Source organism: Asticcacaulis sp. P2_B1, assembly GCF_056404915.1.
In genome coordinates this window covers 39,997-52,355 of sequence record NZ_JBFUDD010000007.1, presented here as the reverse complement: position 1 = coordinate 52,355, position 12,359 = coordinate 39,997, and the positions used below count along the sequence as shown (strand labels likewise).

The window sequence follows — 12,359 nt, the reverse complement described above, 5'->3', positions numbered from 1 at the left end:
TTCACAACAACTTTTTTTCGAATAAAATGAACCGGTTATATCGTAGCGTTTTGGATTGACGCCTTTGAGCAAATCGGCCCCTTTGCGGTGGACCGGCAACGACCGGGCCGCTTTTTACGTGAGCGGGAATCGCATTAACGTAACGACGATTTTCAGGGAGACCTCCATGTCGCAACCACCACACCGGACACACCGGACCATCGCCCTGGCGTGCAGCGCCAGCATCGCCGCTCTTACTCTGTGCCTGTGTGGCCCAGCCCTGGCCCAGGTGTCGCCTGAAATTCAGGCCAAGATCGACGCCATGCAGGCCCAGATCGACGCGCAGCAGGCGCAGCTCGATGCCCTGAAGGCCCAGGTCGGCGCAACAGTGGCCGCCAAGCCCGCTCCTGTGGCTGTGGCCGTTGCCGCTGCCCCGGCACCACCGGCTGCACCCGCTGCCACTGTCGCCATGAAGAACGGCACGGCGACGATTGCCTCGAGCGACGGCGCCTTCAGCGTCGCCATACACGGCATCTTCCAGCTCGACGCCGCCACCTATAGCCAGGAACACGGTCTCGACCCGGCCGTCGTGTCGCGGGACCTCAATTCCGGCACCAATTTCCGCCGCGCCCGCGTCGGCATCAACGGCAAGCTGTTCAAGGATTTCGACTATAATATCCTGATGGACTTCGGCGGTGCCGGCGCCGAAGACGTCGGCCGCTTCCACGAGGCCTGGATCCAGTATAGCGGCTTCAAGTCGGCCAAGCTGCGCGTGGGTGAATTCGCCCCTCTGGTCGGCCTGGCAGACGCCGGTTCGGCCAACAGCTCGCCCTTCCTGGAACGCGCTTCGGCAGCCGAAGTTGCGCGCAATTTCGCCGGCGGCGACACCCGAATCGGCGTGGCGGCCTTTAACACCTATGACCGCTGGCTGTGGTCGGTCGCCGTCACAGGCAATACTGTGTCGCAGCTCAACACCCAGGCGGCCGGCTTCACCACCGCCAATAATGACGAGCAGTTGGGCGTCGCCGCCCGCATCGCCGGCACGCCGTTCAAGGGCAAGGGCTGGCTGATCCATACCGGCCTCAACTATTCGGGCGTCCTCAATCCAGGCGATGCCGGTTCGACCGCCGCCACGGGCTATCCGGTGCAGTTGCGCGATCGTCCGGAACTGCGAGTCGACGGCACGCGCCTGATCGATACTGGTGCGGTCAATGCCGACTCGGCCGCTGCTGTCGGCGCCGAACTGGGCTGGCAATCGGGTCCGGTTTTCGCGCAAGGCGAAGCGTTCCAATATACGATCAAGCGCTTGAACCCGGTGGCTGGCGTCAGCGATCCGAAGTTCTCCGGCTGGTATCTCGAAGGCGGCTTCTCACTGACTGGCGAAACACGCACTTACAACACCAAGACAGCGGCCTTCGACGGCATCATACCGACGGCCAATTTTGATCCTTCGAACGGCCATTGGGGCGCTTTCGAACTCGTGGCGCGCTATTCGACCCTCGATCTCAACTACCATGCCGATGCTGCCCTAGCGGCCGACCGCGTCCGGGGCGGCCAGCAGGATATCCTCAGCCTGGGCCTCGACTGGCAGCTCAATCCGGCCGTCCGCTTCGTCTTCGAAGGCCAGAATGTCAAAATCGACCGCCTCAACAGTTCGGGCGTGCAGATGGGCCAGAAATATAATAGCTTCGCCATTCGGAGCCAATTCGGGTTCTAGGGAACAAGACTCCACCGGGAGATTGTTCGCCTGCCCTCACGCCTCTTCGTTCCGCGAAGAGGCGTTTTCCTGTGAGGAGACAGACGTGAAATCAAGATTGTTATTGGGCTTGCTGTCCGCGTTGTTGCCATTGAGCGGCGGCGCATTTGCCAGCGACGTTCAGGTCGCCGTGGCGGCTAATTTTACAGAGCCGGCCAAGGAGATCGCCGCGGCCTTCGAAGCCAAGACCGGCAACCATGTCGTCAACAGCTTCGGTCCGTCCGGCGCCTTTTTCAGCCAGATCGAACAAGGTGCGCCGTTCGAGGTATTTTTGTCGGCTGATGCCGAACGCCCGACCAAGCTGGAAGCCGACGGTTACGGCATAGCAGGCATGCGCTTCGTCTATGCCTATGGTACGCTGGTGCTGTGGAGTTCGACGCCGGGCTATGTCGACAGCACTGGCGCGGTCCTCGCCAAGGGCGCCTATCAGCACCTGGCCATCGCCGATCCGGCCTCGGCGCCCTATGGCGTTGCCGCGATCGAGACCCTGAAGAAGCTCGGCCTTTACGACGCCGTGACGCCGAAGATCGTCAAGGGGACATCGATAGCCCAGACCTTCACGTTCGTGCAAACGGGGGCCGCCGAACTCGGTTTCGTCGCCCTGTCGCAGGTCTATAAGGACACGTCCGGTTCACGCTGGGTGGTGCCAAAGGCGGACTATACCGCAATCGACCAGCAAGCCATCCTGTTGGCGCCGGGCAAGGATGACCCGGCGGCCAGGGCCTATCTCGATTTCCTGAAATCGCCGCAAGCCATCGCCATCATCAAATCCTATGGGTACGAAGTCAAATGATCGATCATATGGGTATCAAGGTTACCGACCGTGAACGCAGCAAGGCCTTCTATGTGGCGGCCTTCGCGCCGCTGGGCTATGGCATTGTGATGGATGGCATCTACGGCACGGGCTTCGGCGTCAAGAAGCCGGATTTCTGGCTGGTCGACGGGGCACCGCCGGACGGCGGGATGCATGTCGCTTTTTCCGCCGCCGACCGTGCCGCGGTCGATGCCTTCTATGCTGCCGCAATAACTGCCGGCGGTCGCGATAACGGTCCGCCGGGTGTGCGCGAAAAGTATCACCCCAGCTATTATGGCGCCTTCGTGCTCGATCCCGACGGCTATAATATCGAAGCCGTTTGTCACAAGCCGCCAAATGCGTAAAATGCATGCCTGACAGCGAGACCATCGCCGCCATTCGCGTCACCATCGTCCTGGCGGCGACGACGGCCCTATGCCTGCTCGTCATCGCCACGCCGATCGCCTGGTGGCTGTCGCGCAGCCGCAACCCGTTCAAAGACATGGTTACCGCCATCGTCGCCCTGCCGATCGTCCTGCCGCCGACCGTGTTGGGATTCTACCTGCTGGTCGCACTGGGGCCCAAGAGCCCACTGATGGCCCTGCTGCATCCGTTCGGCGTGCGCACACTCGATTTCAGCTTTACCGGCCTGGTGATCGGATCGATCATCTATTCCCTACCGTTCGCCGTCCAACCTTTGCGTAATGCCTTCGAGGCCATCGGACCGCGGCCGTTCGAGGTCGCCGCCACCCTGCGCGCTTCGCCGTGGGATCAGGTCTTCAGCATCGCCATTCCCCAGGCACGTAAGGGTTTTCTGACCGCGGCCCTGCTGGTTTTTGCTCACACGGTCGGCGAGTTCGGCGTGGTGTTGATGATCGGCGGCGCCATTCCCGGCAAGACCGAGGTCGTGTCGATCCGAATCTGGCAGATGGTCGAGCAGATGGATTGGGTCCACGCCCACCAATTGGCCGGCGGGTTGCTGGTCTTCGCCTTTATCGTCTTATTGAGCCTGCTGGTCATCGATCGCAAATTCGGGCAGGTGGCCCATGATTGAGGTCGCCTTATCCGGATCGGCCGGCGCGTTCGCCATCGACGCCGCCTTTACCGTGCCCGCCATGGGCATTACCGCCATCTGGGGGCCCTCGGGGGCCGGCAAGACCACGCTTTTGCGGGCGATCACGGGATTGACGCGATTGAGCGGCCGGGTGGCGATCGGCAAGGATGTTTGGCAGGACAGCAAGGCGTTTGTGCCGGTGCATAAACGCCGCGTCGGTTATATCTTCCAGGAGCCTTCGCTGCTGTCGCACCTCACCGTGGCCGGTAATTTGGTCTACGGTCTGAAACGGGCGGGCGTCGAGGTCGATTTCGACGGTATTGTCGAGCGGCTGGGCATCGAGCCATTGTTGCGCCGGTCCGTGGGGAAACTGTCGGGTGGTGAGCGCCAACGCGTCGCGCTGGCGCGGACCCTGCTCGGGGCCCCGGAAATCCTGCTTATGGACGAGCCCCTGTCGAGCCTCGACAGTGGCGCCAAGGCCGAGATCATTCCGCTGATGGCCTCCCTGGGTCGTGATCTGCCAGTACTCTATGTCAGCCACGACGCCTATGAGATCGAGCGCCTGGCCGACCGGACCTTGCGGATGAAGGACGGTCGCGTGGTCGATGAACCGGCGGTCGAATTTAGCGCACAGTTGGACGGCTTAAGCGAGGCAGAGGTGCGCGCCCTGGCGGCGGCGGCCTTGAAGGCCGGTCTAAGGGTTTAATCGCGGGGAAAAAGCGCCCCCGCCGACCGGGGCATGACTCCCGGCGGCGAGGACGTGACGGCGAATGTGGTGAGGCGCCGTCTGCGCCTGCGTTTCCCATGGAGGGGTATTCCATGTGGGCGCCCCCCTGCTCCCTTGAAACACAAGATAAACATAACTTCGGGAACCCTCGGGCGGTAGCGTATTGATTGGCCGGTTTCGTCCACCTCTGCGGCATCTGGACAGACAATGTGCGGATATGTACGGATGTGTGGGCAGGGGGATTCATGGCAGAATCAGGGATGGCAGAACAGGCGATCGCGGCGAAGGTCCGCGAGGAGTTGGCGCGCCGCCGCATGTCGCGTCAGCAACTGGCCGATATGGCCCGTGTCAGTATATCGACCCTGGAAAAGGCGCTGAACGGTAGCCGGGCCTTCACCCTGGCGACGATCGTGCGGCTGGAAACCGCCTTGGGGATGGCCTTGCGACCGGACGTGTTTCAAGCCGGAACGGGCGTACCGCCGCAACGGATCGGCGCGGCGCCGGCCGAACTGGGCGCCTATACCTCCGATGCCGTCAGGTGGCTGGAGGGCGACTATCTGACCTTGCGTCCGTCTTTCGAAGTTGCCCGCGCCATCTTTGCCTATCGCACGGCGATTGCCTGGGACGCGGCGGCCGGTTGCCTCGGCTTTCACGAGTCGGAGCGGCAGGATGCGCTCTTCGCGCAAAACGGCGTCGTGTCGGTGCCGAACAAGTCCGGCCATATTTATCTCCATACCAATGATGACGGGCAGTTCCGCCTGGCCGTGCTCGGCCGGCCTTTGATCGGCGGCGTGATGTACGGACTATTAACGACCTTGCAGGCAGGCTCGGGAACACAACTGGTGCCCGTTTCAGCGCCATTTGCCTTGATACCCTTCGGTAAAGACAACCGTGTCCTGGGCCGCATCGCTCCGGATGCCGAGGTTTATGCGGCCTACCAGGCGCATTTAACCCGGGTGGTGGATGGTGGATTCGCACGGCTGCTGGGATAGCCGCAGAGGCCTCTCAGTAGATTATGGCCGTCGATTATACCCGGCAAGAGCGTTTATATAGTAACGGCAAAATTGCGGCGTTAACGTCGTACCTTATGAAATTATTCAGGGCTTTTGATGTAGTCTGAGCGGCTGTGAAACCGCCGGAAACCATGTCGAAGACGCTGTCACCCTTAGCCATGCCAGATTATGCCCCAGCCGACCCGGCCATGTCCGCGGCCGAACGCTTGTGGCTGAAGTCGCGGGCTCTCGACGATATCTCGACTCCGGTTATGATCAGCGACCTCGGCGGAAGAGTCATCTATGCCAATGGCGGCTTCAATCGTTTGCTCGGGTATAACGACCACGACAGCTTGACCCAACGTCGCATCCACGACCTGTGCCCTGAACTGGGCTACGAACTGGTTCACGGCATCAGCGAACGGCATACGCCGGAACACCACCGCGGCGAGATGCTGATCTATGACCGCGCCCACCATCCGGTGTGGGTATCCTTCCATGCCAGCCGCGTCATGGGCGGGCAAAGCGACGACATCCGCTACGCCACCTCGCTCAGCGACATCACCTACAGCAAGCTGCACGACAATCTGCACCGCAAGATTCTCGAAGCCCTGATCCAGGACAAGCCGGTCAGCGCCATCCTCAGCCTGCTGTGCACTGAGGTCGAAGCCCTGCTGCGCGGCGTCACCATGTCGATCCTGCGCGTCGACGAGGACGGCCGGTTGCGCCATATGGCAGCGCCCGGCCTGCCCGACTTTTACTGCCAGGCAATCGATGGCGCCCCGATCGGACCCAGCGTCGGGTCGTGCGGCACGGCGGCATGGCACGGTCAGCCGGTCATTGTCGACGACATTGCCACTGATCCTTTATGGGAGGACTATCGCAGCCTGGTGGCGCCGATGGGCTTTACCTCATGCTGGTCCACGCCTCTCTTCGCCAAGGACGGCCGGGTATGTGGCACCTTCGCCTTTTATGCGCGCGAGCCCCTGCCCCAGACAGCCTTCATGCAGCACCTGATCGACATCTGTACGCAGCTATGCACCCTGACCCTGGAAAAGCGCGATTTCGAGGACAAGATCCAATACCTGGCGCACAATGACGTCCTGACCGGCCTGTCGAACCGCGCCTTCTTCCAGACCCGGCTGTTCGAAGAGGCCCAACGCGCCATCCGCCAGAATACCTCGCTGGCCCTGCATATGATCGATCTCGACCGTTTCAAGGAGATCAATGACACGCTGGGCCATCCCGTCGGCGACGAGGTGCTGCGCCTGGTCGCCCAGACTCTGCAGGCCCATTCAAGCGCCGGCGACGTCATTGCCCGTCTTGGTGGAGATGAATTCGTCGTGCTCCAGGTCGGCATCCGCGACATCAGCCAGGCAGAGCAGCGCGCCCAGATCCTGGTCGACGCTATCTCGAACGAGGTTCACGAACGCCTGACCGAGGCCAATGTCAATGCCGGCGCCAGCCTCGGCTTCGCCCTCTTCCCCCAGGACGCCGACGACACCGACATCCTGATCCGTCACGCCGACATGGCCTTGTACCGCGCCAAGTCCCAGGGCAAGGGCGTGTGGCGCGTCTTCGATCCGTCCATGGCCGAAGCGCTGCAGTACCGCCGCCTGCTCGAAAACGATCTGCGTGACGCCCTCAACTGGTACACCGACACGCTGTCGGTGGTGTACCAGCCGCAACTACGTTTGAGCGATAACAAGATCATCGGTTTCGAGGCCCTGCTGCGCTGGAAACATCCGCACTATGGCGATCTGTCGCCGGCCGAATTCATTCCGATTGCCGAAGAGGCCGGCCTGATCGGCGAGCTCGGCAAGTGGATTCTCGAGGAGGCGTGCAAGACTGCCGCCGGTTGGGAGAAGCCCTACAGTCTGGCGGTCAATATGTCGCCGATGCAGATCGTTGATGACGACCTGGCAACCTTCATCCACGAATTGCTGGTCCGCACCGGTTTGTCGCCGCACCGGCTGGAGTTGGAAGTCACCGAAAGCGTGCTGATCGAAAATACCGATCGCGCTCTGCATATCCTGCGCCGTCTGAAAGGCCTGGGCGTGCGCATCGCCATGGACGATTTCGGCACCGGCTATTCGTCGCTCAGCTATTTGCAAACCTTCCCGTTCGACAAGATCAAGGTCGACCGCTCGTTCGTCGCCGGCTTGAGTGTCAATGTGCATGCGCGCGCCATCGTCCGCGCGGTCATCGGCCTGGCCCAGGCCATCGGCGTGCCGGTATTGGCCGAGGGTGTCGAAACCCAGGAACAGCTCGACCTGTTGCAGGAACAGGGCTGCGACGAAATCCAGGGTTACCTGATATCGCGGCCGCTTAAGCTAGAGGCGCTCGACGCCTGGATCGCCGACTGGGAAGCCGGCCCGGCGGTGCGCGAGGCGGTCAGGGCTTAGCTCTGCTTCCGACAATGCAAGGCCCCGACCACTAGGCTGTCAGGGCGCTCTAAGCCGACAGGGCCTTGCTGACCACAAGCGTATCGACATATTGCATCATGCTGACGATCTTGCCGTCCCGCAATTGATACAGATGCGCGAACGCTGCGCGCATGGCCTTGCCGGTGGCGTTGTAAACGCCGGAATAGACGCCGAAGGCGGCGACGCGATCGCCGTCTTCGAGATAGGTGTGGACCTCGGCACGATAGCCGGTCCATTCGGTCGCCAGGCGGTGGAAGACGCCGGCGACGATGGCTTGCGGACCGACATAGATGCCGGCATACGGGAAACCCTCGGCTTCGGTCCAGGTGGCGTCAGGCGCCAGGGCGGCGAGAAGATTGCGTCCGTTGTCCTCGGACTTGCCTTCATAGGTCGCGCGGACGAGATCGAGATTGGCCGTCATGATCAGCCCCACTGCATTTCGCCGGTGGCGACCTTGGCGCCGATATCGATGGCCACGGCCATACCCAGACCCGGAAAGCGCGCCTTCATGGCAGCGTTGAGGGCGGCTGAATCCGGAGATTTGGCGAGTTCCGCCTCGAAGGCTTGAAGCCAGGCGCGGGTGTGGGCGATGGCGGAGGCGTCGATCGCGGCGTCCACCGTCATATGGCCAGGAATGACGACGGCCGGACGACGGGCTTCGATCCCGTCCAGAGCCGCCAGCCAGGCGGCGCGTTGCTCGGCGCCCTTGGTGTCGGCTGTCCAGACGTGGACGCCGGCGAAGATCAAGACGCCACCGACGACGGCGCTCAACGAGGGCACCCACAGATAGCGGCGGTTGGGCAGGCCCTCGGCGTCGACAATGACGATGGTTTCGCCGTCTACCGTCAGGCGGCTGCCGTCGAAGGCCTCCGGCATCACAATATCGGCCAGGGTTTGGGGGCCATTGTCACCCAATTGCGGCCCCCATACCGCCAGCTTCTTTTCGACGCTGGCCGCGATCGCCGCCACGGTTGCCGCGGCAGCCAGCACGCGCGCCTCCGGAAAGGCCGCCTTGATCGGGCCGAGACTGAAATAGTAATCGGGATCGCTTTGGGAGATATAGATGGCCGTCAGGCGCTTGCCTGTGGCCTTGATGGCTTCGGCAACTGCGCGGCCGTCGCCATAGGTGAAGCCGGCGTCGATCAACACGGCTTCGCTGGCGCCGGAGATCAGAACGGGAGCGCGAAAAAAGCCATACTCGCCGGCAGGAAAATGGCGCAGGGACAAGGGGGTGGATGTCGTGGTCATGGGAAGTCTCCTTTGGGCGCCGAAAGCTGTGCGTCGGCACGATAGATGACATGCAGATCGCGCAAGCAAAAGACCAACAAAGCAGACTCAAAGTATGCTAAAAGCAAACAATAGTCCGGATCGCCATATGTCCCTTGCCCTTAATCTTAATCGCCTGGCCTATTTCGTCGCCGTCGTCGATACCGGCTCCTTCACCCGGGCCGCCGACCAACTGGGTGTCACCAAGGCCGTGGTCAGCCAGCATATTGCCCGCCTGGAACAGGAGGTCGGCACGACCCTGCTGGTGCGGACGACGCGGCGATTGCAGCCGACCGAAGCCGGCCGTCGCTTCCACGGTCGCTGTGCGGTGATCCTGCATGAAGCCGAGGACGCCTTCGCCGAGTTGGCCCAGGCGCGGGCGGAACCGACGGGAACCTTGCGGCTGACCGCGCCATACGACTATGGCGTGGCCGTCGTCGTTCCGCTGGTCAGCGCGTTCAGCGCCCGTTATCCGGCATGCCGGGTCGAGCTCAAGCTGAGCGACCAGATGCTGGAACTGGTGTCCGGCCAGATGGATATGGCGATCCGTGTCGGCTGGCTTAGCGATTCCAGCCAGCAGGCGCGACGGATCGGCACGTTCCGGCAGCTTCTCGTCGGCCGGCCGGGTCTGGCCCTGTCCGCCGTAAGGCTGCCTGCCGACCTGGCCGCCGCGCCGTTTGTCGCCAATACGGCCTTGCGTGACCCGTTATCGTGGACCTTCATGCGCGGTGAAGAGCAGCACACCGTCCGGATGCAGGCGGCGATAGCCATCGACACGACCCAGGCCGTCCATGAAGCGGTCCGGGCCGGCAGCGGTCTGTCGGTCCTGCCCGACTATTTGGTCGGCGGGGATGTGCAGAATGGCCGGCTCGTTCATATGCTGCCGGACTGGGAGCTGCCCTCCGGTGGCATTCATGTCGTCTTTCCCGCTGCACGCTATCGTCCACCCAAGGTGACGGCTTTTGTCGAGATGCTGGCCCAGGCCGAAAGGGCGCGGACGCGCGACAAGGAGGTGGCCGACACCTATTCCGGAGCGATACGCCAGATCTTGCCGCCGGCGTCGTCGCCGACATAGAGGGCGCCGTCCGGGCCGACCGCAACGGCAGCGGGGCGCCCTGAGACGCGACGGTCGTCAAGGACGAAGCCCGTCATGAAGTCCTCATAGCTGCCGTCGGGCTTGCCGTCCGTGATGTGCACACGCACGACTTTCGAGCCGGTACGCTGGGCGCGGTTCCACGAACCGTGCAAGGCGATAAAGGCGTCGCCATTGTACTCCGAGGGGAAGGCATGGGCCGCGCCGGCCGGAGCCTGGTAAAAGGCAAAACCCAGCGGCGCCGAGTGCGAGACGAACAGGAGGTCCGGCAGGGTAATCTTGCTGACTAGGTCGCTGCGTTCGCCAGCATGGCGCGGGTCATTGTGGTCGCCGAGATAGTACCAGGGCCAGCCGAAGAATTGTCCGTCGGCGACGCGGGTGAAATAGTCCGGCACCAGATTGTCCCCCAGTTCGTCACGTTCATTGGTTGTGCAATAGAGGTCGTTTGTCCCCGGTCGGAAGCTTAAGCCGACACAATTGCGGATGCCGGTGGCGACGACGTGGCGGTCACCACCGTCCGGCGTAAAGCGCAACACCACGGCGCGACCGTCCTCGCTGCCCCAACTGCTGCCGAAGCCGTGACCGGCCTGCCAGGCGTCGATCCCGCCCGGCGGTGTGGCGCTCATGCCTTCGGCGACATTGCTGGCCGAGCCGATCGAAACATACATATATTTGTCGTCCGGCGAAAAGACGAGATTACGCGTGCTGTGGCCGCCGGTCGTCGAGAGATGGGCAATGACGGTCTCGGCCTTGCCGCCGTTGATGGGGATGCGGACGACTGAACCAACCTCCGCGACATAGGCATATTGCGGCGCTGCCGACGGATAGAAGCTCAGACCGTAAGGCTCGTTGAGATCTTCGGCGAAGGTTTCCGGCTGGGTAGCGAGGGCGCCGCCGTGGTTACGGTAAACCAGGATGCGGCCGGGTCCTTCCTCGACGACATAGAGGTCGCCATTGGGCGCCAGGCGCAGCAGGCGCGGACTATCGATTTTGGCGAAGAGCGAGACCTTGAAGCCCGCCGGCACCTTAGGCAGGAAATCGTCGGCGGGTGCGACATAGGTCGAGCCGTTGCCGGCCGATTGGGTGGCGAAGGGTTTCGGCAGGTCGGCAACGGTGACCGTATGGACGACGCCCGGCGCGTCCTTATGCCAGTCGAAATTGGCCGGACCGGCGACCGGCGCCGCGCCCTTTGCGGCCGGTTTGGTCGGCTGCGCGTTGAGACTGGCGAGATAGGCGATAACGTGCTTGCGGTCCTGGGCGTCGTCGATCTGGATGGGCATGGCGGTGCCTGGCATGGCCTTTTGCGGATCGGCGAGGAAGGTGTCGAGCGTGGCCGCCGTCCAGGTTTTGCCGGTGGCGGCTTTCAGGGCAGCGGAATAGTCGAAGCCCTTCACCGAACCTACCTTGCGGCCGACAACACCGAACAGGGGCGGCCCCTGAAACATCGTCATGGCCGGGCCGGCGTCATGGCACAGGGCGCAATTGGCCTGGAAATAGGCCTTTCCCGCCGCCACATCGGCCGCGTTGGAACAGGCCGGCAGGACGAGAGCCACAGCCAGCAAGGCCATGGCGGTTTTCACAAACTTCAACATGAGGCTATTCCAAGCAAAGGGGCGGGATCAGGGCAGATCAGTTTCCAGCGAGCGCGCTCGCTCTTTTTGAAGACGCCGGGGAAGTCGCCGAGCGCGCCACCCATATCGAGAATGACCTGAAAATGCAGGTGCGGCGGCCAGCCGCCGTTGACGTCGGCCGCACCAAGAGTCGCCAATTGAGCGCCGGCGGCGATGTCCTGACCGACATGCAGGCCGATAAGGGATTGGCGGCTCAAATGGCCGTACAGCGTGTAGAAGGTCAGGTCGGCCGTGACCGTGTGTTCGAGGATGATGGTCGGGCCGTAATCCTTGGGGTTGGCATTGTCCTGGAAGCTGTGGACACGGCCCGCGAGCGGCGCATACACCGGCGTGACGGCGGCGGCGAACAGGTCGATCCCGAGATGGATCGTGCGCGGCTCCTCCCCGGCTCCGACGGCGAAGACCGGCCCGTCATAGATGGCGCGGTCCTCGTCATAGCCGCCTACATAAAGGCGATTCGCCGGCAGGCTTTGCCAATCGTCAGCTAGGTTAGCGGCATCGAGGCGCAGCTGCGTGAAACCGGCATGCACACCGGGGACAATTTCGGAGCTGGGGTGCGGACGCGCCTGCAGCCAGGTGGTAAAGGCGTTGTGGCGGCGCGCGACCAGGTCATCGTCTTCGAACATTGCCATCTCCTTCGGC

The 12,359-nt window shown here is 62.8% G+C and carries 12 protein-coding genes; 8 read left to right on the top strand and 4 right to left on the bottom strand.

Going from position 1 to position 12,359, the window contains the following annotated elements; all coding sequences use genetic code 11:
- The first annotated feature begins 166 nt into the window (after window positions 1-166).
- From AC1DX3_RS15755 to AC1DX3_RS15725, 7 genes are all read left to right on the top strand, one after another.
- Window positions 167-1,696 carry an OprO/OprP family phosphate-selective porin gene (locus AC1DX3_RS15755; protein WP_476990269.1) on the top strand — a complete coding sequence of 510 codons (1,530 nt, stop codon included), beginning with the start codon at window positions 167-169 and terminating at the stop codon, window positions 1,694-1,696.
- Between the two features lie 85 nt (window positions 1,697-1,781).
- Window positions 1,782-2,528: a molybdate ABC transporter substrate-binding protein gene (gene modA, locus AC1DX3_RS15750; protein WP_476990268.1), complete on the top strand. Its 747-nt coding sequence runs from the start codon at window positions 1,782-1,784 to the stop codon at window positions 2,526-2,528.
- Window positions 2,525-2,893, top strand: a complete 369-nt coding sequence (locus AC1DX3_RS15745) for a VOC family protein (RefSeq protein ID WP_476990267.1) — start codon at window positions 2,525-2,527, stop codon at window positions 2,891-2,893. Before modA ends, AC1DX3_RS15745 begins: the two co-directional genes overlap by 4 nt.
- 5 nt (window positions 2,894-2,898) lie before the next feature.
- Window positions 2,899-3,582, top strand: coding sequence for a molybdate ABC transporter permease subunit (gene modB / locus AC1DX3_RS15740; protein WP_476990266.1), 684 nt, complete (start codon window positions 2,899-2,901; stop codon window positions 3,580-3,582).
- A complete protein-coding gene (locus AC1DX3_RS15735) occupies window positions 3,575-4,288 on the top strand; it encodes an ATP-binding cassette domain-containing protein (protein ID WP_476990265.1) in 714 nt (237 codons plus the stop codon). Before modB ends, AC1DX3_RS15735 begins: the two co-directional genes overlap by 8 nt.
- Window positions 4,289-4,554: 266 nt before the next feature.
- Window positions 4,555-5,301, top strand: coding sequence for a helix-turn-helix domain-containing protein (locus AC1DX3_RS15730; RefSeq protein ID WP_476990264.1), 747 nt, complete (start codon window positions 4,555-4,557; stop codon window positions 5,299-5,301).
- Window positions 5,302-5,453: 152 nt separating this feature from the next.
- On the top strand, window positions 5,454-7,706 hold the full coding sequence (locus AC1DX3_RS15725; RefSeq protein ID WP_476990263.1) for a sensor domain-containing protein: 2,253 nt from the start codon (window positions 5,454-5,456) through the stop codon (window positions 7,704-7,706).
- Between the two features lie 49 nt (window positions 7,707-7,755).
- Here the strand turns inward: AC1DX3_RS15725 and AC1DX3_RS15720 are convergent, their stop codons facing one another.
- Entirely contained in the window at window positions 7,756-8,148 is a 393-nt protein-coding gene (locus AC1DX3_RS15720) for a nuclear transport factor 2 family protein (RefSeq protein WP_476990262.1), read from the bottom strand.
- A gap of 2 nt (window positions 8,149-8,150) precedes the next feature.
- Window positions 8,151-8,975, bottom strand: coding sequence for an MBL fold metallo-hydrolase (locus tag AC1DX3_RS15715; protein WP_476990261.1), 825 nt, complete (start codon window positions 8,973-8,975; stop codon window positions 8,151-8,153).
- A 127-nt stretch (window positions 8,976-9,102) separates the two neighbouring features.
- On the opposite strand from AC1DX3_RS15715, the gene AC1DX3_RS15710 reads away from it, so the two are divergent.
- Window positions 9,103-10,068 (top strand): LysR family transcriptional regulator, encoded by a 966-nt coding sequence (locus tag AC1DX3_RS15710; RefSeq protein ID WP_476990260.1) that lies wholly within the window; start codon window positions 9,103-9,105, stop codon window positions 10,066-10,068.
- Here the strand turns inward: AC1DX3_RS15710 and AC1DX3_RS15705 are convergent.
- A complete protein-coding gene (locus AC1DX3_RS15705; protein WP_476990259.1) occupies window positions 10,017-11,678 on the bottom strand; it encodes a PQQ-dependent sugar dehydrogenase in 1,662 nt (553 codons plus the stop codon). The genes AC1DX3_RS15710 and AC1DX3_RS15705 overlap by 52 nt on opposite strands.
- Complete coding sequence (locus AC1DX3_RS15700) at window positions 11,672-12,343, bottom strand: peptidoglycan DD-metalloendopeptidase family protein (RefSeq protein WP_476990258.1); 672 nt, start codon at window positions 12,341-12,343, stop codon at window positions 11,672-11,674. Before AC1DX3_RS15700 ends, AC1DX3_RS15705 begins: the two co-directional genes overlap by 7 nt.
- Between the last annotated feature and the right edge of the window lie 16 nt (window positions 12,344-12,359).